Raw genomic sequence first — 25,175 nt, 5'->3', positions numbered from 1 at the left:
ATTCAAAAAATAACTATAACCATCCCCATTGTATTTACAATGGGGATGGGTTTACGACATTAGCGCTTGTTATTTTTATTGCTCACTGATTTGCTGTAATTGTTTTTGACGCTCAGTCTGAGCGCTGACTTGATGGTTTCGTGCTAAGAAGCTGTACATTGTGGGTAATACAAATAGCGTAAATAGCGTGCCAACTAACATACCTGATACAATAATCAACCCTAATCCATAGCGACTATTCGCTCCAGCACCACTGGCAAATAGCAGAGGAATAAGCCCGATAACCATTGCTGCCGTAGTCATTAAGACAGGGCGTAAGCGGATTTTTGCTGCTTCAACAATCGCCTTACGTCGATTTAGATTTTTATGAACTTGCAATTCATTAGCGAACTCCACCATTAAAATACCGTGCTTACTGATAAGTCCTATCAAGGTGACTAAACCAATTTGAGTGTAGATATTTAATGTCACCATACCTAAAGCTAATGGCACTAATGCACCACAAATTGAGAGTGGTACCGTAATCAAAATAATCAATGGATCAACCAAGCTTTCATATTGTGCGGCTAATACCAAATAAATAATGATAAGGGCAGCAATAAACGCAAAGACTAAGGTATTTCCTTCTTGGGTAAATTGGCGAGCATCAGATTGCCAATCATGGCTAAAGCCAGCGGGTAAGGAATTTGCCACATGTTCAAGAAACGCAACAGCTTGCCCCATGGTGACACCCGGTGCCGGAATAGCTTGAAATATAGCGGCATTTTGTTGATTAAATTGCGTTAATTTATTGGGTTCAACTTGAGTGGTAATATTGACCACGGTTGATAATGGAATTAACAGGTTATCTTGAGTACGAATATAGTGCCCTGCAAGTGCTGCCGGAGTTAAACGTTGTTGACGTATACTTTGGGGGATCACATCATAAGAGCGACCATCCATACCAAAGCGATTGATATAGTGTTCACCCACTAATAAGGATAGTGATTCGCCAATATCTTGCATGCGAATACCAAGGGTATTGGCTTTGGCACGATCAATAGTGATCTGCACAACAGGGTTGTTGTAATCAAGATCACTATCCACTACGACAAATAGACCACTTTCTCGTGCTTGCTGTTTGATCTCTTCCATCGTGTCAAATAAAACGGGATAACCTAATGGGCTACGTAACACCATTTGGACAGGTAATCCGCCGACAGAGCCAGGTAATGATGCTAATTGAAAAGCAAAAATACTGCTTCCTTCAACATCCGCAACACGATTTTGTAGGTCTGCCTGAATTTGATTGGCATTACGATCACGACCTTTCCAACCATCAAAATTAATCCCACCAAAGCTTGCTGAAGGGCCATCAGTACCATTGATGATCCATGTGCTGTCTGTTTCCGGTAGGCTCATATAAATATCATCAAGTTTCTGATTAAAATGTTCCGCATAGGCAAGATTTGCATGTTGTGGTGCTTTTACCGCGGTTAAAACGCTCGCTTGATCTTCTAAAGGTGCTAACTCTTGTTTTGTCTGGCTATATAAAAACGGCAAGCTAACAAACACGGCGAAGGCGAAAACGACGGTTAACCAGCGATGAGTTAAAGAAAAATTAAGCAAATAGCTATAGTAATATGCCAATTTATCAAAGGTATATTCGGCTATTTTAGCCATCCTGCCTTCATTTTCTTTCGGTTTGAGCATTAATGAGCTCATGACCGGAGATAAGGTTAATGCCACAATACCCGATACAATGACGCTACCAGCAAGCGTTATGGCAAATTCTTTAAACAGTGCACCTGTTAATCCTGACATGAGACCGATTGGCGCGTAAACGGCGGCTAAAGTGATGGTCATGGCAATAACCGGCCCCGCGACCTCTCGTGCCCCCACTAATGCGGCCTGCACTGGTGATAATCCCTCTTCAATATGACGATGTACGTTTTCAACCACCACTATCGCATCATCGACAACTAATCCAATGGCTAAAACCATTGCTAGTAAAGTAAGCAAATTAATACTAAAACCAAATGCCAACATTAATCCGGCTGCCCCCAACATAGATAAAGGGATAGCAAGCACAGGAATAATTACAGAACGTAATGAGCCTAAGCAGAGATAAATAACAGCAATAACAATTAAAATGGCTTCAATTAATGTTTGCACCACCTGATCAATAGAAGCTTTAATAAAACGTGAAGTTTCAAAGGCCAGCTCCACATTTACACCTGGTGGGAGTGTTTTTTCTATATCAGTAAGGTTTTCGCGAATACCATCAACAATGATTAACGGGTTACCTGTTGGTGTTGGAAATAGGCCTAAGAAGACGGCTTTTTTGCCATTCATGATGCCACTGGTTTCAGTAGTAGCCGCACCTAGCTCGACGGTGCCAATATCACGTAGACGTATAAGATTATGGCCATCATTGTGGATCACCATATCTTTAAATTCTTCCACATTGGTTAAATCGGTATTGACATAAACATTCGCAATAACAAACTCACCTTCGACCTTTCCAGGAGCCGCTTGGTAATTATTACGGCGAATGGCATCAGCGACATCACTAGCAGTTAAGTTTCGCCCCGCTAATTTATCAGTATCTAGCCATACGCGCATGGCCAGTTGTTGTCCGCCAAAGACTTGTACTTTGGCGACCCCATTAATGGAGGAAAACATCGGTTCAACCACACGAGATAGATAGTCAGTTAATTCTGGAATAGAAATTTGCTCACTGGAAAAGCCAACATAAGCGACTGCGGTTGATTCACCAGAAGAAAGTTCAATCACAGGATCATAAGCTTGTTCTGGCAATTTATAACGTACTTGATTGACCTTGGCCATCACTTGCGTTAATGCTTGTGTCGGATCGCGGTTTAACTCCATTCTTACCGTGACAAAACTTTTTCCTTGTACTGAAGATGAAGAAATATAATCAACGCCTTCCACCGAGGAAACGGCTTGTGTAATAGGTTGAGTCACAAAACCTTGCATCAGTTCAGACGATGCGCCAGGGTAGTCTGTTGCAATGGTAATCGTTGAGTTTTGTAACATGGGGTATTGGCGAATAGGTAGTTTACTGAACGCAAATGCGCCCAGTAAAAAAATCAAGGTGCTAACTACTAACGCTAAAACAGGTCGTCGCACAAAAATATCAGTGAATTTCATGAAACACTCCTGTTATGGTTGACGAGTAGTAGATTGGGCCAGTGTTAACGTATCTTGCTCTATGGGGGCTATTGAGGTGCCATCACTAAGTTTGATTTGCCCTGAGGTAACAACTTGATCTCCCTGATTTAAGCCTTCTTTGATCTCGATAAGGCCGTTGTAGCGCAATCCAACTTTCACAGAGACACGCTTAGCGATAAGGTTTTTTTGATTGTCAGATTGCGCTACAAACACGGTATCCCCATAGGCAGTATAAGTAACCGCTGTCTCTGGTACGGTTAATGCCTGATGACGAGTAGGGGAGGTAACTTGAACACGAGCAAACATGCCCGCTTTTAATTTGTTATCGGTATTCGGTAAAATGGCTTGTACTTGCACAGTGCGAGAAGGGCCAATAAGAGGGTCTATGGCATTAAGTGAGCCGGTAAATGTTTGATTAGGATAAGCATCAACTGCAATATTAATAGGTTGATGAGTTGAAAGCTGTGGCGCCACTTGCTCATCGAGTGAAAAGTTAAGTTTTAAGTGGCTTGCATCCACTAATGAGGCAACACGTTCCCCAGCATTTAGATACTGTCCTTCATGCACGAGTTTTATGCCGACAATACCATCAAAGGGAGCTTTAATGGTTTTTTGTGCAATGCGCGCTTTCACTTCACGGATAGAGGCTACAATCATATCGCGCTCTGATAACGTACTATCTAATTGTGCTGCTGCAGCCACATTTTTACTATAAAGTTGGCGAGTTCTTGAATAAAGTTTTTCTGCATTAGTTAGTTGTGCTTGTAGGCGTAATAATTCCGCTTGCTCTGGCTCATCATTTAATTTTACTAAGATTTGTCCCGCGGTGACGGTCTGTCCTGATGCAAAGTGGATAGTGGCGATGCGCCCATTTGTTTCTGCCGCTAAATAGACTTGTCTAGCAGCTTCCAATTCTCCAACACCATGCATGGTATTGGGTAATTCAGCGGATTGCGCGGTTGCTAATGCCACTTTTGTTGGTGGATAAGCAAATGGCTGTGTTTCATCTTCATCAGATCCCATTGTTGCATAAACCATTGCCCCTGCACTTAATAAAAATAGTGAGGCACATAAAGTTAACGTCAATTTCTTATTCATTTTACCGCCGATCCCATAGTGAAGTTTTTATCTATTTTTAGGGTGTTATGAGTTGAATTTTTTCCATAATGCTCTGAAGTGGCTAGCCATTGCGGTTGCCATTAGTCCTCCAATCACAGAGGTATGCTCTATCGCAAAATACATGGATAACATCGCTTTATCGCCGGTCATATTCCAAAACGTATGTACAATCACAATGGTTAAAAATAAGAAAGTGGCTAATGCGCCAGCACCTAACCATAGATAACGATCAAAAAGAACTAAAATCGATCCGGCGAATAAAACAATGGCGCTGGCGAGATTAAAAAACCAATCAGGGTTTAACCCTGCTGCACGCATCTCTGCCAAACTATTCTCATAATCAAATACCTTGGCAAAACCCGATGATAAAAATAACAATAGAATTAGCACTCTTGCGACAATCCATAATGTTTGGCTTTCAAGAATACGTGCAATTGAGTTAGGCATGTATCAGTCCTCAATAAACTTAAAAAATAAAATCAGGCAATTGGCTGACTTGACTTTGTATTGGGACAGGACTATAAAACCTCAAGTTAACTTGAGGTCAAGTGAAAAATAAAAAAGGTAGCAAATGAGTAAAGAGAAAATAGATTTTAATCGAGCGCTCACGGTTGGCGAAGTGGCAAAACGCAGTGGTGTACCCATCTCTACACTGCATTTTTATGAAGAAAAAGGATTGATAAAAAGTTCTCGGAGCCCTGGAAATCAGCGCCGTTACCCGTCAGTGGTACTCCGTTATGTGGCAATTATTAAAGCAGCGCAGAGTACAGGTATTCCATTAAAAGAAATTCAGGAAATATTAGGGAAATATCCACCAAATAGTAAATTAACTGCAGAACAATGGCATGAAATATCAACGGATTGGAAAATACGGCTCGATGAGCGTATTCGGCGTCTTAAGCGATTACGTAATGGACTTGATCACTGTATTGGCTGTGGATGCCTATCATTAAATGATTGCCCATTACGTAACCCTGATGATATTTTAGGAGAAAAAGGGCCTGGTGCTCAAATGTTATGATCACAATGAAAATGTCACCCTATCAGGCTTAAAAAAACCTTCGAATTCATCATTGTTATCGATCATACCTAATAATTCTTGGGTGACTTGATGGTAAAAACCTTGATAAGAGAGCCGTGAAATTAGTGCTTGATTAATTAAGTTTTTATTTTCATGATGCTCTAATTCACTTTGTTGGTGTGCATAAACTAATAAGGCTATTTGTCGCTTCTCTTTTAACGTTTGATTACCTCCATCTTTGACATCAAATTGGTCTAATAAAGTAAGAATATCATTAGCATGGCTAAGATCCGCCTTGCTTAAATCTTGATAAAAAGTCAGTTTCAAATTTTCGATAATAGGATCTGATCCTTTTCTCGAAATATTGTTAGCACTAGATAAAGTCGAAGGAGAGTTATATATCTGCTGTGCGCGGAAAGGATCAATTTTCATTGTTATCCTCGTTTAAAATTGGCTTTCTTGAAGAAAGATCGTCTGAGGGGGTAAATGTATTGATAAAGTTTAATAGCAGTTGTTTGATGTTTTGCTCAAAAATCGGTTGATAAGTTTCAGAAAAAGGCCGATGAAATTGTGTTCTTAGATCGTTGAGAAATATGGCAGGATCAAAAAAAGTAATTTGATCACCGGTATGAATAGCAATGGTCTTGTTGTTATGGCAGTTTAACTTAATATTGCTATTGTCGAGTTCACTCTCAAAATAGCGCTGTAGTGTTGTGGGAATATCGAGTGTTACTTTTTGCTCAAGAGGAACAGATGACATCAGATATTGAGTGAGTTTAACTTGTATTTCAGGTGAATCTAAGAATTCCCCGATCGTTGCGACGAGTTGTTCTCGTTGCTGAAATTCATATTGTACAAATTTTTCTTGATATTCAATTGAGAATCTTATTATATCAGCTAATAAAACCTGTAATCCTTTAGCATAAGCTTCGTTAGCTATCTTATTACGAAGTTTATCTAGTTTATGATTAAAGTGATGCAGCATTTTTTTTGCTGCCTGCTTGGTCGCTAATGTTGTTTTATGAATATTATCGAGCTGTCGTATATAGTGAGCTCGTATTAATACACCTTCGCAGGTATATTTTAAAAGGTTGTCAGGTAACAAGCGTAGCATAATTTAATACCAGTAAAAAAAGTGTAGGAGATAAAACAAGTGATTTAGGAAATTCAATATTAATTGATAAAGATTTTGGTGAAAAAAGTAATTTAAAACGTTGAGCTAGTGCGTTCGATATTAGCTTAATAAAATTAAATAGTAATTGATAGCCAATATCTATGGGGGCAATATCTTTTAGTGACAGTAATATTTTGCTATCGACAGTCCTATTTAACATAGGATAGAGAGCTAAAAATGCTTTTAATGAAGGTTCTAAATGATAATAATTTTGTGCTAATAGTGTATGACGAGAATAAAAATAACCTAAAAATAAAGCACAACGAGGAAGAGTGTGCCAATGAGTAAATATTTTTTCTACGGTAGTATCAATCTCACAATCAATATGCAGTATAAGTTGATATTGCTCAATTAAATGACGATTAGCTATTTTTTGCCATAGAGTATTTTCTTCTGGCGATGCTAATACATCGTAGTCTGAATGGATATAACTTAACGGTTCATACATTACATTAGAGATCAATTTAAATTGTTCAGCAGTCAGATTACTCATTCTCGCTTACCATTTTATTGACTTGTTTACGACGATAAATAATCAATATGACCATAATTATTATAATTAAACTAATTACTGATAACCCTATGAGTAACCAAGAGTTACTCAATGATGTCGTATTATCTTGGTGAAGTTGATTATTTAATATCGTAAATTTATTGATATTCCGTGGATATAATAAAACAGTAATATTACTCTCATCCATATCATTAAAAGCATTATGGATAAAAGCACGAACATCGTCACTTAGCTGATCACTATCTATCATGCCATCTTCATAGAAAACTAAAGCAGAAGCATGAGGTGTTGGCGTTATACGATCATTTGATGATAGTGGATAACTGACATGTACTCTCGCATCGATAAGATGATCAATGGTTAATAATGATTGTTCTAACCGTTGCTCAATGGCTGAAATTAAACGTGCTTTTTCAGCTTGAGGCGATGAAACTAATGCATCTGATGGAAATAATTGTGTAATTTCAATACGAGAAATTGTTGGTAATTGATATTCTTCTAATATTTGAATAGCAATCCCTATATTTTCCTTTTTAACTGAGATCTCAAATAATCCTTTTCCTAACGCAGTACGAGTACTTGTTATTTGGTGTTTCTGTAACACCGCTTGAATTTCAGTTGCTTGCCTTTGACTTAAATTAGTGAGCAGTGATTGATCCTTACAACCGTTTAATAAAGGAAGTAAGCAACATAAAAATAGTAATAACAAATACCGTCTATTCATTACTATTGAGCCTTAAGTAGTGTTTCCACAATATTGAGAGATTTTCTTGCTAACGTACTCGCTAAGCTCATCGTAATTGAATAATCGCTAAGTTCTATTTGTAAATTCGTATAACTTTGGGCATCACCTAATTGGCTTAATGTTGTTAACTTTTCTTGTATCTTTTTTTCATATTGCATACTACTAATAATGCCATTTACCATGATAGTCGATAAACTATCATCACTTGTATCTTGTAGTTCTTTGGTTAAATTAACGGGAATAATAGGTGCAATAGCCATACATAACCTCCGTAAAACTGATGTTAACGCATATTACCAATAATACTCATTGCTAGATCTTTAATGACTTTGATTGATGTAGATTGGGCATTACGTGTAATATTATATTCGGCAAGTTTGGCTTGATATTCGGCTAATGCCGCGGCATTAGATGTATCAGCTTTTAATGCTTCTAAGGCTTCAGATAACTCATAGCTTTGGGTTTTCACAGGTTTATGAAAATATTGGTCAACTTTACTAATTGAACTTACATCTGTTTCAACAAGACTCGCAGCCATAAATTACTCCTTTGTGCTTAAATTTGTTATGTTACTCATCATAGCTTGATTATCCTTGAGGAAAATAACGATGCTGATTATCAAGAAAAATATATCCATTATCTTCTTGTAGCATTGCTTTATTTTTCAAGTTGATATTAACTTTATTTTCACGATAAAAAATAAATTTTCTTCCAAAAAAAGCTGCCTGTTTTTTTATATAAGCATTAAATTTTTCTTTGTCATTTACGCTTAGCTTATCATCAAAGATAAAAATTAAGCCGTTATTTTTTTCTTCAATAGTATATCCTATTGTTTTAGTGAAATTTAGCTTGTTTATCTCTTCAACAATTTTAGTAATTGATAATTCTTTTATGATTGGCTGACAATTTTTGGGAAAATTGTCATTGATGGCTTGAATGATTTTTAACTTTTCATTTTTATTATAATAAAAAAAACTCACTATAGGTTTAGTGTTGTCTTTTAAAGTAACGTGAATTTTATTATTAGTTGCTAATTTGATAATTTTTTCTTTGTTCAAAAATGAAATTTTTGTTTTTGAATCACTATCTTTTATTAAATTTTTAGAAGAGTAAGGTTCAGTGTAAATACATAAATAACCATTTTCTCCTTTGAATTCATTTGAATATGAACTTTTAAAAGCCAATTCCTTTGGTTTATTTTGTAATGGTTTTGATACATTCATAAAAGTAAATGATACTATAAAAAATGCAATAACAAATATAAATGATACAATGATTTTTCTATTAATTGTCCATTTTTTTGAATTTAAATCAAAAGATGTTATAGACAAATCATCTTTATGACTAATTAAGAAAATAGGAAAATTATTGATATATATAGGCTTATCGAGTTCTAATGGTAGTTCTTTGCTAATTTCTTTAGAAATTAAACCATCTTCTATTTTATATTTATTATTTTTTGTATTATGCTCATCAAGCATAATCGTAATTATCTTTTCATGTTCTTTCTTGTTGCAAGGAATGTAAAGTGTTAATTTCTCATTTTCTATTTTATTTTCAATATGTTCTTTACTATGTAGAATTAATGAGTATTGATTAGGCAGCAAAGGCGTTATTATCCCTTTTAAAGGACCACTGAGAACATAAATATAATACAGCATAGAGTTAACCCAATAATAAATGTTAATTAATTCATGTTATAAATATATTTTAGTCATATAAACAATGAAATTCTTTAAAAAAACATAGGTGTTTTATTTGAAAATAAATGTTGATATATTACTGTTGTTTTTTTAATAATAATCAATGAGAATTGTTATTTATTTTTAAAGTTAATTCTAGGCTATATTATTATAGTGTTCTATAAATTATGGCTATAATAACATTTTGAAAAATAGTTTGTTTTTTTGAACCCTTAATAGATTATAAGTATAGGCTGAGGTATTTACCATGTTAATAAATGATATAAAAATAAGTGGCGATAAAAATATTTTATCAGGGAATTTATTATTCATGTGCATTCCTTTAAATGATGAATATCCAATAAGAATATACGATGATAAAACGACTAAAATTATAAAGGGAAAGGCTTTTATTTATAATTCAAAAAATGAAAATGTTATTTTTCAATCAGAAAATCAGTCATGGCGTATTGAAAAGAGATCATTTTTTATTTGTGCCAGATTATTGGCATTTATTGATTATGCTAGAGATTTTTCAAAAATGACAGCAGTTGGCACTAATTTTGATATTAATCAACAAATTTTTTATATAAAAGAGGGGAGTGGAACATTAGAACATCTGATTATTAATGAGGCACTGAAAGATGAAAGCCAATTAGAACCTCTTTTTGTGACAATAAGACACAGTGAAAGTTACTGGCTTATATTACATCTGATTAGTTATTTGGATGAGAAAAAAAGCAATATTGCACAAATAGGTGAACGATATGGTGTATCAGGGACACATTTTAGACGGCTGTGTAAACGTTATTTAGGTAATTGTGGTAAAAGTCAATTACGTTCATGGCGTGCGGCATCTTCTATTTTGACAACGCTATCAACAGATGAATCATTGACTCAGATTGCAGTCGATAATGGTTTTAGTTCAGCATCTCATTTTTCTAATGAAATTAAGACATTATTTGGTATTACACCAACTGAATTTCGGCGAATTGGCCAATATCTTTATGAACATAAAAAATAAAATTTACTGTATCATTGGAATTATCATTTTTTATAGCTTCTTTTTGCCAACTCAAGCGGCAGAAGGAAAGGTTATTTATACACATCAGGTTAAAAAACCTGATGTTTTTGTTGCGGTAAATACACATATTGAACAGTTTTTCCTAGTGCTATCAGATAAATTAAATAAACCTTTTATTCTAAGCAGCGCAGTAAAAAAAGAGCGGATCAGTGGAAAATTTGATATTTCTTCACCTGAAGACGCCTTTGAATTAATGGTAAAACGTTTGTCATTACTTTATTTTAATGACGGAGAATCTATTTATATTTATCGCGATAATGAGATACAGCAACAGCTATTTCAAGTGAAAAATATCAGCTTGAGTAAACTGAAAGAGTATCTACAAGATGTTGGATTATATGATCTCCGCTACCCATTACGTGCAGGTCACGATCAGCGTACTTTTTATCTCTCAGGTCCTCCTATTTATATTAGCCTAGTTAAGGCTGCTGCTGAGCTTTTGGATAATGATGTACAAGAACAAATTAATGAAAATATCAATAATCAAGTTCCAACCGGAAGCTCTCGTTATGGCGATGAGTTTGTGCAGATATTTCCATTAAAAAACACTTTTGTACAAGATAGAACCTATATATTACGTGATGAAAAAGTGGTTTTACCAGGTATAACAACGGTTTTGCAACAGCTATTTATGCCATCGGGAGAGAAAGAAAAAACAGTCAGAAGAGCGCGTGAGATTATCGAAGATAATGATAAATATCAGGATGATAAAATTACCAACGATATACAAGATACTCATTCACCGATTATCACTCAAATGGGCAAATATAATGTTGAACTCGTTCCTTTACCAGGATCAAATAGCCTGTTGGTTAAAACGAGTCGAGAAGGTTTAGCTTTAGTTAGCTCACTTATTTCACAATTAGATAAACCGAAAAGACAAGTTGAATTGTCATTATGGATAATTGATATTTCTAAAAGTAAAGCCGATAGTTTGGGGGTGAATTGGCAGGGGAGTTATGGCTCGGGTAAAAATACATTTTTCTTTAATACCGCTAGTTTAAGTGCTGTATCTGGTTTTAGTTTTTTAAGTAAAATCAAAGCACTCAGTGAGGAAGGGGAAGCTAAAATGGTTTCTCGTCCTATTTTGTTAACTCAAGAAAATACCCCCGCCATATTTGATAATAACACCACCTTTTATACACAAATTAAAGGTGAGCGAGTTGCTTCATTAGAATCTACAACATTCGGCACTATGATCAGTGTGTTGCCTCGTATTAGTAATACTAACCAAGAGATTGAGATGATTATCAATCTTGAAGATGGCGCCGAGAAAAAAAGTGATGATGAAGATAGAGAAGAAGGGATTGAAAAATTACCTGTTATTAATCGCACAAATATCAGCACCGTGGCCCGAGTTTCTGAAGGCGGTAGTTTATTAATTGGTGGATATACACGAGAAGATAACATAAAAGCAGAAAACAAAATTCCTTTTTTAAGTGCTATACCTTTAGTTGGCCGAGCATTTAGCTATCAGTCAGATAATAATAAAAAAATGGTGCGTATTTTTATGTTACAACCGCGTTTATTAGATAAAACTGATACGCACGGATTGGACTCTTTAACTGAACACCCATTTTTACCGATGGATAAAAAAACATCTCAAGCGCTAAAACAAATTCAGGCATTTATGAGGTGATATTATGATCGGACCAATTAATACTGCAACTTCGACAAATGGTGCCAGCAACAGTATTAGTAAAGAAAGTCAGCAAGACATAGAATATAAGCAACCACAAATAAACGAAAGTGAAAATTATCAAAATCAATTAATAGAAATATCTGATGATATGTCTATGGTGGCAACTCTTTTTTCTCAGCGATTAGGAAAATTATTAGACAAAAAAGCCAATAAAGGGCAAGAAGCTTTATATATTGCAGAAGATGGTGCTGATGAGAAACTTGATAAGGTGATGCTTCAATTTAGAAAATCGGGGAGAAGTTTACAGGAATTATTGCAATATTTACGTAAAATGTTCCCTGATCCTAGTGATCTCGTTATGGTTTTACGAGAATTACTTAGGAAAAAAAAATTAGGTGCACAATTAGATGCAGGTATTGAAAATGAGATCAATAGGTTACTTGCAGGTGAGGAGGGTAAGCAAATTAAGGCGGGCATTAATATTGCTCTCCAAGCTAAAGCCTTTGCTAAATTACTTTGTTTAGATGCATCAGTATTAAGAGACCTTTACCGTAGTTACATTATTCTGGATATTGAACCTATTTATTTTTTCAAAATGTGGATAGAAAAATATGATATAAAAAAATGTTCAATTATTTTGAATTTTCTAACACAGAGCTTGATTTGTGATATGAAATCGTTAATGCCAAGTTGCTCCCAAAGTTCAGAGTTTGGTTATCTTTTGGAAAAGGTAAATAAATTAAGATTATTATATAGCTTTATAGAAATGAATATAGAAAATTTAGTTAAAGAAGATTTAAAGAGTTTTATAAAAGAAGATGATTTTTATCAACTAACTATTAATGGAATGATATCTCCAGAACAAATGGAAAAATATTTAATATCACTTATGGATAATCAATGGAAAGGTTATTTTATTAAAATAAAAATGAGGTTGCTACAACAGTTAAAGACAATGTTCAATAAATATCCTGAATTATTATACTTATCTGATGATTTTAGAAATGAATGCCAAATAATGATACAAAAAATTATAGATAATTATATTAAGCAAGAGCAATATCAATTAAGAAAATAAAAAACAATTAATTATTGGCAAAGTTTATGATTTATAAGTTTCTATTAGCAATAAAAAACAAACCAGAACTTATCGTACTATCAGTGATGATACTGGTTATAATGATGTTAATTATACCTTTGCCAACTTATTTGGTCGACTTTCTTATAGGTTTAAATATTACTATTGCAATTCTTATCTTTATGAGTTCATTTTATATTAAACGTATACTGAACTTTATGACATTTCCTGCATTATTGCTTATAACAACTCTTTTCCGGCTTGCTTTATCAATAAGCACGAGCCGTCTTATATTATTAGATGCCGATGCAGGAGAGATCATTACCTCATTTGGTGAGTTTGTCATTGGTGAAAATCTTGTTGTAGGTTTTGTTGTCTTTTCCATTGTGACCATAGTGCAATTTCTCGTGATTACTAAAGGATCTGAACGAGTAGCGGAGGTCGCGGCTCGTTTTTCTTTGGATGGTATGCCTGGAAAACAAATGAGTATTGATGCTGATTTAAAATCAGGGATCATTACGAATGAAGAAGTTCAGATCAGAAGGAAAGAGTTAGGACAAGAGAGTCAATTATATGGTTCATTCGATGGTGCCATGAAATTTATAAAAGGGGATGCGATAGCCGGCATTGTCATTATCTTCGTGAACTTAATTGGTGGCATATCGGTAGGTATGGCTCAAATGGGGTTATCTATTACAGAGGCATTACATACATATACACTTTTAACGATAGGGGATGGATTAGTTGCACAAATTCCTGCTTTACTTATCTCTATTAGTGCCGGATTTATTGTAACACGTGTCGGTGGTGAAAATAATAATTTGGGCTATAGCATTATGAATGAGCTATTGGCACAAGATTTTGCTTTGCTTGTTACAGCTATTTTGGCTTTTGGTATCGGTTTTTTACCAGGATTTCCCACACCTGTTTTTCTTATTTTATCTGTAATGCTTGGCGTTTACTTTTTTAAAATAAAATGGAAGAGTAGTAAAAAAGAATATAAAACAGAAGATGAAAAAGATAATCATAATGCTACTAATGCCGACAGTAAAAAAGGACTTATGTCAAATTTATTTTCTGGTAAACATGGGGAAGAAGTAGATAATAGTTTATTAACAGAAAATATTACCTTATCACAAGCTGAAACTTTGCCATTAATCATCACTCTTTCTACTAAGAAAAAACCATATTTAACAAAAATAGTTTTTGAAAAATGGTTACAAAAAGAATTTATTTTACAATATGGTATATTATTACCAGATATTGTGATTCACTATTCAGATAAAATAGATGACGATAAAATTATTATTTTAATTAACGAAGTTAAAGCAAAAGAACTTAATTGTCCTTTTCCTCTTTTTCATATAGAAAATCCTAATGATGAATTGCTCTCTTTAGGCTTTAACTTAATAAGTATTGAAGATGATAATAAAACCCATTATTGGATTGAGCGTGATGATGAATCTAAATTAGCGCCATTAGGTTACAAAGCGGAACGTTCAGAAAGTTACTTTTATAGAAAATTCTCTGATCTGATCACATTAAATATTACAGAGTTTCTTGGTATTCAAGAAACAAAAGATATCCTTGATAAATTAGAAAAGAGTGCCCCTGAGCTTTTAAAAGAGTGTTATAGGCAAGTTTCTATTCAGAGGATAAATGATGTTTTGCAACGATTAGTACAAGAAAAAATTCCTATTAGAAACATAAAGACTATTATAGGGGGCTTAGTTCAATGGGGGAGCAAAGAAAAAGATCCCGTGCTACTTACTGAACACATTAGAACGCTTCTTGCTCGTTATATTAGTTATTTTTTTTCAACCGATGGGAAGTTTAATGCAATTATCTTATCTAACGATATGGAAGAGATAATTCGTAGTGGAATAAGACAAAGTTCTTCTGGCACATTATTGAATTTAGAACCTGCTGAATTAGATATGATAATAGAAAAAATATCTATGGTTATTGATGATATTAAATATATTCAGGATTATATATTTTTAACATCAATAGATATAAGGCGTTTTGTAAAAAAACTAATAGAAACTCAATATCCTCAAATACCGGTATTATCTTATGATGAGATAACATCTGATATTGAAATTAATGTATTACAATCTATTTAGGAGTGATTATGTCTTTTGATCTTGCTAGCTTACTTATGGATGCAATGAATGTTATTGGTCGGAATGATTTATTTTCAGGGGGGAAATCAATCGATAACCATTCAACCATTACCATTAGTTTAGGTGATATGCCAGATATTAATTTATTGGTTGTTGACGAGGTTCCTATGATTTGGTCGGTGCTTTGTGATTATGATGAAAAATTACTTACACAAATTAGTGCCGAATTATTATTAGATAGCATCAATAATCAAACAGAAAGTTTTTACCCTGGACAACCGGCCTTGGTGAGAATTGAGGACTCTTTAGAATTAAGAGCATCATTTATGCCAATTGCATTGCAAAATGGAGAAAGCATGGCAAGAGCCATTGATGACTATTTTCAAATTATGAATAGTATACATCAACGGTTTATTGGCTAAATAATGAACGCCCGATTTCTAATGTTTCATAACGCAGCGCATCCTTTACGAATACAAGGAAATATTTTAGAAGTGATGTTACGTGATGTTTTTATTGGGGAGGTCTGCCAACTAAAAGAGAATATTTTCAGTGAAAATATTCTCGGTGAAGCTATTGTTATTGGGTTTCATAATAACATAGCAATATTAAGTATGATGGGAAGCGCTCAAGGTTACTCTTTACAAATTATAGTTGAGCCAACAGGAAAAACATTTTCAGTTGCCCTAGGCCCACATATATTAGGCAGCATGATTGATAGTAAAGGGAATTGCTTATTACGATTTAATACAGAAATAGCAGAGAAGACCTTTAATACCTTATGTCCTATCGAAGGTCGGCCACCTTTGTTTAGTGATAGGCTGCCTATTACAACACTATTTAAGTCAGGTATACGTGCTATTGATGGATTATTAAGTTGTGGATTGGGGCAACGAATGGGGATTTTTGCTAGTGCAGGAACGGGTAAAACGATGTTAATGAATATGATTATCCGTTTTGCACAGGCCGATGTTTTTGTTATTGGCTTGATTGGTGAACGAGGAAGAGAAGTTACAGAGTTTATTGAAGAATTAAAGCAACATAAGCGATGTGAAAATACGGTTTTAATTTGCTCAACTTCAGAACAATCAGCGGTAGAAAGGTGTAATGCGGCTTTAGTGGCAACAACGGTTGCCGAATATTTTCGTCAACAAGGAAAAAATGCCGTTTTATTTATTGATTCTATGACTCGTTATTGTCGAGCGTTAAGGGATATCGCATTAACAGCGGGTGAGTTGCCCGTACGTAAAGGATATCCAGCATCTGTATTTGATAAACTTCCCGCTATTTTAGAGCGTCCAGGGGTAACAAAAACAGGCTCCATTACGGCATTTTATACTGTTTTATTAGAGAGTGATGATGAGCCAGATGCGATCGGTGAAGAAATTCGTTCTATTTTAGATGGACATATTTATTTATCTCGAAAAATAGCAGCATCAGGGCACTATCCTGCTATTGATGTATTAGGTAGTGTGAGTCGGGTTTTTCAACAAGTCACTGATAGTAAACAACAAAAATCTGCTTTAAAAATAAGACAAATATTGATGCGATTACAAGATGTTAAGTTATTGCAAGAGTTAGGAGAATATCATGAAGGAGATAACGAATTAAATGATATCGCGGTAAGAAAACAAGCCAAGATAGAAAGCTTTCTTACTCAATCCTTTAAAGAAAAAGCCGATTTTCAACAAACATTAGAACAAATGTATGAGATTACCGCTTAAGCATCAAGCATTGATTAATGCCATTGCCCAACGGCAAAAAAAAATAGAAAAAGAACAATTAAAATATAAAAAACTTATTACAGAAGCTGAACAGAAGAAAAAAGAGCAAGAGCAATTAATTAGTGCTTTAAAGAGTGAAGTACCCGCTTATGAAAAAGCCGGTATTTATTCAATTCATTCGTTTCATCAACAAAGAAGGAAGCAAGCTATTGTTTTACATTCAATAAATTTTTATGTCGCTCAAGTTGAAGAAATAAAGGATAAACTGAATGATTTAGAAAAACAGAGTGAGGCGCTAAAAAAACAACGACAAAAGGCCGTCAAAAAACAAAATAAAATGACACTTTATTTTGAAAGAAAAGCATTAGAGAAAGAGCTATATATTGAAAGGTTAGAGCAGAATGAAATACAGGAGATAGCATTATATGGTTCAGGGAATATCTAACTCAAATAAGATGACGCTATCTAGTGAAAAAACGGAAAGTGATATTCCAACTGAGTCTTATAGCGTAAATAGGTATTTGAATAAATGTCAGCTTACACCTGAAAGTATAAAAAAATTAGCAGAGAAATTAGATATACTTAAAAAAATAGCGAGTTTAAAAGACAATATTGCCAGTCATAACGATGAGCAAGATCTTCAGGAAGATAAAACGCCAGAAAATTATGAAGGTTTGCTATTAAGTCATCGGTATTTATTATCATCTGGTGGTTCTAAAACTAAAAAAATATCTTTAGATATAAATATAAAAAAAGGATTTAACTCTTTATATATAGGAAGAGAAGAAAAAAAAGCACAGCTCACTGATCAGAGAATAAATAAAAAAACATCTAAGATAGATAAATACAAACTACAACCCCATGTAGGAATAGAAGAAAAAACTGTCATTAAAGATATAATAAGAAAAAACAATGTTAAAACGATGGTTAATGAATTCTTATCGGCAAAAAAGAGTTCAGTATTTCCTATTTTCGTAGATAAAAAAATAAATCAACAACGGTATATTAAGTTAGTAGAAAAAATAATTAAAAAAGAACCCGTTAATAATGATAATGTTGATTTAGTTAGCAGTGCAACTAAGCAGGAAAAACAGGCTCAAATTCATCAGAAAGAGAATAACAGTGCATACAAAAATATTGAGTCTAGTATGGCAATTCCGCTAAATAACGTATCAAAAGTTGATACAAAAGAAGAACCGGAAATTTATCAAGAAAATATCACTGAAACTAATAAAGTTGTTCCTTTTTCTTCGCAAGTTACACCAATAAAAACGGTAATTGCATTACCAAAAGTAGCCAAAATGGTTTCACAGCTACCTGCTTGGCAAGTAATAGATAAAAAAATATCTATGTTGACTCTACCACCCAGCATTACTTATACATTTACAAAATGGAAGAGTCGTTATCATCAGGCTAAAATTCATTTTATTGATAAACAAGTTCAGTTAATTGCTTCCTCAGGACGCGTTTATCAAACAGCATTAGAGAATTTAAAGCAATATAATGGGGGGTTATCCATAGATCTAACTAATAGCCATAAAAATAAATCGTGGTATATCAACTCTATTAATGCTATTTATGAAAGAGAGGATGAAAATGAATGAGTATTAACGTAGAGGTAGATAATAACCATAAAGAAACAAATAAAATTAATGACATGGTAATATTATCTTCTATCTTTGGTACAAAAAAAATAACAGAAAAACAGCTATATTTTGTATTGAGATGTGAGAATAAATTAGGAACCTTAACGGCATTAATTTCAGTTAGTCAAGTCATGGATAACTTATATCCTGAAAAAAAAATTGATTGGGAATTAGTACCTGAAAACTATTTAATTGCTCTTTTTTCACAATCTTTATCAACATTATTATTTCCTTTTTCTAAAGAGCCAATGTCATCATGTGTTGATAATATCTGTTTAGGCACTGAAAAAGGATCTTGCTATCCTTGTGTTGATACCACATTAGGTCATGTTTTTATTTGCGATATTAAATGGAAATATGAATTGACAGTATTTCCAAAAAATAAAATAGGTTTTATAACAAGTTTTATTTTAGGGTACAGTAAAATATCACTTTCATTATTAAAAACAATATTACCAGGGGATGTTTTATTAATAGATGATATTCATTTTTCTTTTAATGTTGGTGATAAAAAATATTTTTATTTTTCATGGGATGAGGGTAATTGTGTGACATTAGATGTTATTGTTGAAAATAGTGAAGAAAATGAAGAGGATGAGCAAAACGATGCCATAATAGAAGATAGCATTGATTTAGCTCAATCACTTGATTTAAATTCAATTGGCGCTATTCCGATTACAATATCTTTTCTTTTAGCCAATAAAACATTATCAATTGATCAACTTGAAGAATTAGCACCAGGGAAGAAATTTATTTTACCTGATAATGCCATTCGTCATATTAATATTTTAGCAAATGGTAAAGCTATTGCCCAAGGAGAATTAATCAAAATTAAAGATATGTTAGCGGTAGAAATTAATAAATTATCTATAAAATGTGAATAACATATGGAAAGCTCAACACAATTAATCTTGATCCTAGCTCTTGCCACATTGGCTCCTTTTATTATTGCTGCAGGAACTTGTTATTTAAAGTTTTCTATCGTTTTAGTCATGACTCGTAATGCATTAGGTGTACAGCAAGTTCCTTCTAATATGGTACTTAATGCTATCGCTTTAATGATGGCTCTTTTTGTTATGACACCAATTACTAAAAACATTTGTTACTATATTATTGAAAATAAAGTGGATATGTCATCTCCAGATGCGATTGAGTCATTTTCAAATGGGGCGTTAGGCGATTATAAAAAATACCTTTATCATTACTCAGATCCTGATTTATTAGCTTTTTTTGAACAAGCGCAAGAGAATAGACCGAATAGTGATGGTGATAAAGAAAACATAGAAAATTCACTCTTATCATTATTACCGGCATATGCACTTAGTGAGATAAAATCTGCTTTTATTATAGGTTTCTATCTTTATTTGCCTTTTATTGTTATTGACTTAGTTGTCTCATGCATTTTATTAGCATTAGGTATGATGATGATGAGCCCTATTACATTATCTGTACCTTTAAAACTTATTTTATTTATCGCTATGGATGGTTGGGGACTGTTATCTAAGGGACTCATTAATCAATATCTTGATTTGATGGCGGTGAGCTAGTGGATATGGTTTATGCGGCTAATAAAGCTATTTATTTGATTATATTGCTTTCAGCTGCGCCTATTGCTATCGCGACCTTTATTGGATTGCTTATTGGGCTATTGCAAACGATCACACAGATACAAGAGCAAACTTTACCTTTTGGTGTCAAGCTTGTGGGGGTTTTTGTTTGTTTACTTATGATGATGGGATGGATGGGAGATAAGTTACTAATTTATGCTAAAGAGATGTTGACGATTGGGTTAGCAGGGTAACTATCATGCTAGTACTGTTGCAATATATACAATCTTATTTAATCGATATTTTTTTGCTCATTGCTAGATTATTTCCTATTTTTATGTTTATTCCATTCCTCAATAGTCGAGTTCTCAATAGTCAATTATTAAAATATATTATTATTTTTTATATAGCATTAGGAATAAAACCTAGCATCACGATAACAGGGGTTTTAAGAGAGACTTGGGCTATTGTTCTAATTAGTGAGTTAATTATAGGTCTAGTTATCGGCTTGCTACTTGCCACGCCATTTTGGATAGCTTCTGCGTTTGGAGAATTCGTTGATAATCAAAGAGGAGCAAGCATAGGAGATACAATTAATCCTACTACAGGTATTGAATCGTCAGAATTTGCGTCATTAACCGGATTGTTTTGTATGGCCTATTTTTTAGCTACAGGTGGGCTCGTTGTTTTAATGAGTACCATAAAAGAGAGTTACGATGTTTTTCCTATTGGGTATGTTAATAAAAATATCGGTTACGATTTTATCGGTCATTGGCTAAATGATATGGTTAAAGTGGCGATTATTTTGGTTTCTCCTGTATTAATTATTATGTTTTTAAGTGAAGTTGCATTAGGGGTTTATTCATTATTTTGTCCTCAACTAAATGCATTTTCTCTCTCTCTTTGTATCAAAGGTATTATCGCTTTTTTAGTATTACTGCTCTTTTTTACCTCAGCAATGACGAATGAATTATATCATTTTTTTAACAGTAGATACTTTTATTCTATTTTTATGAGTATTTATCATGGCTGAGAAAACAGAAAAGCCAACACAGAAAAAGCTTGATGATTCAGCAAAAAAAGGACAATCGTTTAAAAGTAAGGAACTGGTTTCTGGTTTAGTCTATTTCATTGGTGTTATATATTTATTTAATCAAGTGAAGTTGGATGAATTTAATCAATTTTATCAATCACTTTTACTGCATCCAACAGGTATTTCTTTAAAGAGTTATGTTGAAGTTATATCAAAATTATTCTTTGATATTGTACTACCGATCATTATTGTGACTTTTTTATCTGGCGCAATCCCTTCTCTATTTAGCTCCCATTTTAAACTTGCCACTGAAGCAATTAAAATTGATTTTAATCATATTAACCCCATTTCTGGATTTAAAAAAATATTTAGCATAAGAACAATAAAAGATTTTTTAAAAACAATATTATTTATTATTATATTTTTAATAACTTGTTATGTTTTCATGATTTTACATATGGGGGAAGTCGTTATACTATATCGCGCTGATTTAGAGGGGGTGATTGATAAATGGTGCTCATTAGTTGTTAGTTTTATATTTATATTTTTTATTTTATCGATACCTATTCTTATTTTAAATATTATTGCTGATTTCTTTTTATTCATAAAAGATATGATGATGGAAAAACATGAAGTTAAGCAAGAACATAAAAATATGGAAGGAAATCCAGAAATAAAATCGGTACGTAGACAACTTCATCAAGAATTACTCGATGAGCCAATGAAACGAGTGATCCGCGACTCATCAGCTGTTATTGTCAATCCCACACATGTCGCGGTAGGTATCTACTTCGATCCTGATAATGGCATAATGCCAATAGTTTCATTGAGTTGTACTAATGCTAAAGCATTAGCGGTAAAGGCCTATGCCAAAAAAGTTGGTACACCCGTTATTCGTTATCCTGAATTAGCAAGGAAGTTACATCATAAATATCATTTATTTGAAGTGATAATAGATCAAGATTTATTAGATGTTATGGATGTTCTTATTTGGCTAAAAAGAGTAGAAATTGAAGGGTTATCTCGAGAAGAAATGGACTATATCAATAATTAATAAATTTAGTCGAAATATTTATAATTATGAATATAGACGTGTGTTTTATTAAAGTGGGTAATTAATAATTAAGTTAGAATATTATTATTAATTATTCATCATAGATGAAAGGATTATCATAATGTCAGCATATGAAAAAATGTCAGAAAAAGAATTAGATCAGCTCGCAAACTACATTGTTTCTATTGTACAAAATGGCGCATCTATCAAAGATGAAAGTGAAATTCCAGATGGATTTATGGAAGGGATTTATTCATTTGCGTATGATTTTTATCAGAAAGGGAAGTTAGATGAAGCTGAGGCGATTTTTAAGTTTTTATGTCTCTATGATTTTTATAATGTTGATTACATTATGGGACTTGCTGCAGTTAATCAATTAAAAAAGCAATATCAAGCAGCTATCGATCTTTATGCTTTAGCTTATCTAAATGCTAAAAATGATTATCGACCTGTTTTTTATGCTGGACAATGTAATTTATCAATTGGTGAAAAAGAAAAAGCTAAATATTGTTTTCATCAGGTGGCTCAAAATATTAATGATCAAACGATAAAAGAGAAGGCTAATAGCTATTTAGAGCTATTAAAAGATATTCCTCTTGTTGTCCTTAATAAAGAGGAAGAAAAGGAAGAAAAGGAATAATAGTATGAATAAGATTAATCAAAGTAATGAACATAGTAGATTAGCTTCGCCTTTTGTTTCTGAAGAAGTAAAAAATGTTATTAAAAATACTACTAAGCAAGCAAATGCAATTAATAATATAAGTAATTATGTGACTACTCAACAACAGAAGGAGAATCAAAGTAAGTTTGATATACCACTTCTTAGAGTACCTCATGAACAGGAGAGGAATGCGAAAAGAATTAATATTCAAGATGATCCACAATATAAAATGACGACATTTTCACTAGAAAATGATGAAGACAATACTAAGCCTTCCTTAGCAGAAGAAGAACCGAAGAATAATAAAAAAAAAGATGATCATCTTGACGTATCTGCACAACAAAATTCATCATTACCTACTTCCAGTCCCGATCATTTAGAAAATAAAAAATCCAACAAAGATTATGATTTTTTATTTTTACAATTATCTTACCAGCATGTTATACATGAAGATATTTTGAATAAAATTAAAGATCCAGAGAAATTTGATTATTACAGAGATAAATTACAAAAGCTATCTAATGGCATAGATGATTTAAAAGAACTTTTTAAATCTGGCTTCAATGAGCTTGATAAAACCAAAGGTGCTTTTGTTGATTACTGGATGGAAGTTTATAACCAAATAAAAGAAAAGAATTTCAAAAAAGAGTCTGAAGTTAAAAGTTTTTTAAATAATTGCAATATTCCTGATTCATTAATTCAACAGTTATTATTAGGAAATATTCACTCTAAAGTGGATATGGAAAAAGCCCTTGAAGATGTTTTCCCTTTCTTAAACTTTCCTAGTGATTTTTCTAAGCTTTCATTAGATGAACTAGATAATTTATCTAAAAAATTGGATGGTTTTTTTGATGATTCTTTTAATTACCTACCAAATATTTCTTTAAGTGAAGATAAAATCAATAAAATTACTTCACATACTGATGAATTAAAGGCATTGATCAACAAAAAAGAAAGTGAATCAATAAAAAAACAATTAGCAGAAATAAGAGGTCTATTTAAAGAACTGACTATTTCACAAAGTTCCTTGGAGCTTGAAATTGCATCTAACTCTTTATCCGGTATGTCATTACTGACATTTCTTTTATCTAAGACACGTGAGTTGACGTTAAAGGTCATGTTACATCGTTCGGAAAGTGAACAGAAACTTTTTAATGAAATGCAAGAGGTGACTGAAAAATCACTTAAAGATAAAGTTGAAGAGCAAAAATCATTAATCAAAAAACAAGAAGAAATTCAGTTTTGGGCTGGTATTGGTTTAAAAATATTAGGCGGATTATTAACGCTTGTTGCAGGTGTTTCTTCTATTTTTACCGCTGGCTCTTCAATGGTATTAATAGGAGTCGCAACAACCTTATTTGTTGCTGATGCTGGGTTAACTATTGCTGATGAAGTGTATCAATCTATTCATAATAAATCTTTTATGGATGAGATTATGCAACCCATATCAGATGCGGTTATGGAAGCTATCGATAAGGTTAGTGATTTTCTAGTGAGTTTAGTTAATAGTTCTTTGGATGGACTCAAAGAATTAGGGCTAGATAAAAAAATCATCGAAGAGATGAAAAATTCAATACAAGACAAATTGAAAATGGCAACTAAAATACTTGTCACAGTCGTTTTATTTGTTGCCGCTACGGCATTGAGTTTTGTTATTGGACCTGCCATGAAAGGTATTTCAGATGCGGTTAATAAAATATCGAATCAGCAAATTAGACAAATACTAAAAAAAGTGCTCAATGATGGACTTGAAGCGGTATTGGGGAAAATGATCAAAGATATCATTATTAAAGCGCTTGAAGAAGCACTGGAAAAAATTGATAAGCAGTTAGCTAAAGAGATTTCTAAAAAAGCAAGTATTATGTTGAATAGAACGGTGGTTGCTTCTAAGTTAACCAATTCAGCAGCAACAAATACTGTTAATATTTATGGTTCTGTTATCGCGTCAAAAATAATCCAGTCTATTGCCGGTAGTAAAAAATTAACTGCAGTTTTAGATATTATTCAAAAATTAATGGATAAGATAATGGAAACTTATCATGAGAATATTGATTCTATAACAGATATTTTAAAAAACCTCAGCGATAAATCTTCAGTAAGTAATAAATTAAAATCAGACATGATAAGAAATATATCTATTTAAATAAAAAA

Annotated in this window: 26 protein-coding genes; 16 read left to right on the top strand and 10 right to left on the bottom strand. The window is 33.1% G+C overall.

The features are described 5' to 3' along the window. Positions 1-75 precede the first annotated feature (75 nt). Genes AACQ49_RS06270 through AACQ49_RS06260 form a run of 3 tightly spaced genes read right to left on the bottom strand, consistent with a single transcriptional unit; the run spans position 76 to position 4,740 of the window. Positions 76-3,153 (bottom strand): MexW/MexI family multidrug efflux RND transporter permease subunit, encoded by a 3,078-nt coding sequence (locus AACQ49_RS06270; protein ID WP_088207013.1) that lies wholly within the window; start codon positions 3,151-3,153, stop codon positions 76-78. Positions 3,154-3,165: 12 nt separating this feature from the next. After that, complete coding sequence (locus tag AACQ49_RS06265) at positions 3,166-4,272, bottom strand: efflux RND transporter periplasmic adaptor subunit (RefSeq protein WP_004249194.1); 1,107 nt, start codon at positions 4,270-4,272, stop codon at positions 3,166-3,168. 45 nt (positions 4,273-4,317) lie between these two features. Further along, on the bottom strand, positions 4,318-4,740 hold the full coding sequence (locus tag AACQ49_RS06260) for a DoxX family protein (protein ID WP_004245852.1): 423 nt from the start codon (positions 4,738-4,740) through the stop codon (positions 4,318-4,320). 124 nt (positions 4,741-4,864) lie between these two features. On the opposite strand from AACQ49_RS06260, the gene soxR reads away from it, so the two are divergent. Next, complete coding sequence (gene soxR, locus AACQ49_RS06255) at positions 4,865-5,314, top strand: redox-sensitive transcriptional activator SoxR (protein WP_004245851.1); 450 nt, start codon at positions 4,865-4,867, stop codon at positions 5,312-5,314. Here soxR and AACQ49_RS06250 read toward each other — a convergent pair whose 3' ends face one another. Genes AACQ49_RS06250 through AACQ49_RS06220 form a run of 7 tightly spaced genes read right to left on the bottom strand, consistent with a single transcriptional unit; the run spans position 5,315 to position 9,408 of the window. Continuing rightward, positions 5,315-5,746 (bottom strand): hypothetical protein, encoded by a 432-nt coding sequence (locus tag AACQ49_RS06250; RefSeq protein ID WP_049218989.1) that lies wholly within the window; start codon positions 5,744-5,746, stop codon positions 5,315-5,317. After that, positions 5,736-6,428, bottom strand: coding sequence for a hypothetical protein (locus tag AACQ49_RS06245; protein ID WP_004245849.1), 693 nt, complete (start codon positions 6,426-6,428; stop codon positions 5,736-5,738). The genes AACQ49_RS06250 and AACQ49_RS06245 overlap by 11 nt, the downstream gene beginning before the upstream one ends. Continuing rightward, positions 6,409-6,981: a type III secretion protein gene (locus AACQ49_RS06240; protein WP_161778942.1), complete on the bottom strand. Its 573-nt coding sequence runs from the start codon at positions 6,979-6,981 to the stop codon at positions 6,409-6,411. The genes AACQ49_RS06245 and AACQ49_RS06240 overlap by 20 nt, the downstream gene beginning before the upstream one ends. Then, positions 6,974-7,726: a type III secretion system inner membrane ring lipoprotein SctJ gene (gene sctJ, locus AACQ49_RS06235; RefSeq protein ID WP_004245847.1), complete on the bottom strand. Its 753-nt coding sequence runs from the start codon at positions 7,724-7,726 to the stop codon at positions 6,974-6,976. The genes AACQ49_RS06240 and sctJ overlap by 8 nt, the downstream gene beginning before the upstream one ends. A gap of 2 nt (positions 7,727-7,728) precedes the next feature. Next, the gene (sctI, locus tag AACQ49_RS06230; protein ID WP_004245846.1) at positions 7,729-8,007 is read right to left on the bottom strand and encodes a type III secretion system inner rod subunit SctI; all 279 of its coding nucleotides are present in this window, start codon (positions 8,005-8,007) and stop codon (positions 7,729-7,731) included. A 23-nt stretch (positions 8,008-8,030) separates the two neighbouring features. Then, positions 8,031-8,285: a type III secretion system needle filament subunit SctF gene (gene sctF, locus AACQ49_RS06225; protein WP_012368477.1), complete on the bottom strand. Its 255-nt coding sequence runs from the start codon at positions 8,283-8,285 to the stop codon at positions 8,031-8,033. Positions 8,286-8,334: 49 nt separating this feature from the next. Continuing rightward, positions 8,335-9,408 carry a hypothetical protein gene (locus AACQ49_RS06220; protein WP_161778941.1) on the bottom strand — a complete coding sequence of 358 codons (1,074 nt, stop codon included), beginning with the start codon at positions 9,406-9,408 and terminating at the stop codon, positions 8,335-8,337. 289 nt (positions 9,409-9,697) lie between these two features. Here AACQ49_RS06220 and AACQ49_RS06215 point away from each other — a divergent pair, with 289 nt between their 5' ends. The 15 genes from AACQ49_RS06215 (at position 9,698) to sctE (ending at position 25,167) form a co-directional block, all read left to right on the top strand. Continuing rightward, entirely contained in the window at positions 9,698-10,453 is a 756-nt protein-coding gene (locus AACQ49_RS06215; RefSeq protein WP_004245842.1) for a helix-turn-helix domain-containing protein, read from the top strand. After that, on the top strand, positions 10,437-12,152 hold the full coding sequence (sctC, locus tag AACQ49_RS06210; RefSeq protein ID WP_004249201.1) for a type III secretion system outer membrane ring subunit SctC: 1,716 nt from the start codon (positions 10,437-10,439) through the stop codon (positions 12,150-12,152). Before AACQ49_RS06215 ends, sctC begins: the two co-directional genes overlap by 17 nt. A 4-nt stretch (positions 12,153-12,156) precedes the next feature. Next, positions 12,157-13,233 (top strand): type III secretion system gatekeeper subunit SctW, encoded by a 1,077-nt coding sequence (gene sctW / locus AACQ49_RS06205; RefSeq protein WP_004245840.1) that lies wholly within the window; start codon positions 12,157-12,159, stop codon positions 13,231-13,233. A gap of 26 nt (positions 13,234-13,259) precedes the next feature. After that, positions 13,260-15,359 (top strand): EscV/YscV/HrcV family type III secretion system export apparatus protein, encoded by a 2,100-nt coding sequence (locus AACQ49_RS06200; protein ID WP_004249202.1) that lies wholly within the window; start codon positions 13,260-13,262, stop codon positions 15,357-15,359. 8 nt (positions 15,360-15,367) lie between these two features. After that, entirely contained in the window at positions 15,368-15,781 is a 414-nt protein-coding gene (locus AACQ49_RS06195; protein ID WP_004245838.1) for an InvB/SpaK family type III secretion system chaperone, read from the top strand. 3 nt (positions 15,782-15,784) lie between these two features. Beyond that, entirely contained in the window at positions 15,785-17,083 is a 1,299-nt protein-coding gene (gene sctN / locus AACQ49_RS06190; protein ID WP_036900336.1) for a type III secretion system ATPase SctN, read from the top strand. After that, a complete protein-coding gene (locus tag AACQ49_RS06185; RefSeq protein WP_036907331.1) occupies positions 17,067-17,528 on the top strand; it encodes a hypothetical protein in 462 nt (153 codons plus the stop codon). Before sctN ends, AACQ49_RS06185 begins: the two co-directional genes overlap by 17 nt. Next, on the top strand, positions 17,509-18,687 hold the full coding sequence (locus AACQ49_RS06180) for a hypothetical protein (RefSeq protein WP_049218984.1): 1,179 nt from the start codon (positions 17,509-17,511) through the stop codon (positions 18,685-18,687). Before AACQ49_RS06185 ends, AACQ49_RS06180 begins: the two co-directional genes overlap by 20 nt. Then, positions 18,684-19,613 (top strand): FliM/FliN family flagellar motor switch protein, encoded by a 930-nt coding sequence (locus AACQ49_RS06175; protein WP_036971442.1) that lies wholly within the window; start codon positions 18,684-18,686, stop codon positions 19,611-19,613. The genes AACQ49_RS06180 and AACQ49_RS06175 overlap by 4 nt, the downstream gene beginning before the upstream one ends. A gap of 3 nt (positions 19,614-19,616) precedes the next feature. Then, positions 19,617-20,276 (top strand): EscR/YscR/HrcR family type III secretion system export apparatus protein, encoded by a 660-nt coding sequence (locus tag AACQ49_RS06170; protein ID WP_161778940.1) that lies wholly within the window; start codon positions 19,617-19,619, stop codon positions 20,274-20,276. Positions 20,277-20,281: 5 nt separating this feature from the next. Further along, positions 20,282-20,530, top strand: coding sequence for a type III secretion system export apparatus subunit SctS (gene sctS / locus AACQ49_RS06165; protein ID WP_004249210.1), 249 nt, complete (start codon positions 20,282-20,284; stop codon positions 20,528-20,530). Between the two features lie 5 nt (positions 20,531-20,535). Beyond that, on the top strand, positions 20,536-21,309 hold the full coding sequence (gene sctT, locus AACQ49_RS06160; protein ID WP_020946301.1) for a type III secretion system export apparatus subunit SctT: 774 nt from the start codon (positions 20,536-20,538) through the stop codon (positions 21,307-21,309). Beyond that, positions 21,302-22,363: an EscU/YscU/HrcU family type III secretion system export apparatus switch protein gene (locus tag AACQ49_RS06155; RefSeq protein ID WP_004245830.1), complete on the top strand. Its 1,062-nt coding sequence runs from the start codon at positions 21,302-21,304 to the stop codon at positions 22,361-22,363. The genes sctT and AACQ49_RS06155 overlap by 8 nt, the downstream gene beginning before the upstream one ends. A 121-nt stretch (positions 22,364-22,484) precedes the next feature. Beyond that, positions 22,485-23,003, top strand: coding sequence for a type III secretion system translocator chaperone SicA (gene sicA / locus AACQ49_RS06150; protein ID WP_004245829.1), 519 nt, complete (start codon positions 22,485-22,487; stop codon positions 23,001-23,003). 4 nt (positions 23,004-23,007) lie between these two features. Then, positions 23,008-25,167, top strand: a complete 2,160-nt coding sequence (gene sctE / locus AACQ49_RS06145) for a type III secretion system translocon subunit SctE (protein ID WP_017628509.1) — start codon at positions 23,008-23,010, stop codon at positions 25,165-25,167. Positions 25,168-25,175: the final 8 nt, after the last annotated feature.

The sequence above is a fragment of the Proteus sp. G2675 genome (assembly GCF_963886535.1).
Lineage (GTDB): Bacteria > Pseudomonadota > Gammaproteobacteria > Enterobacterales > Enterobacteriaceae > Proteus > Proteus mirabilis.
The sequence above is the reverse complement of the archived record's forward strand: the minus strand, read 5'-3'. Positions and strand labels throughout refer to the sequence as shown.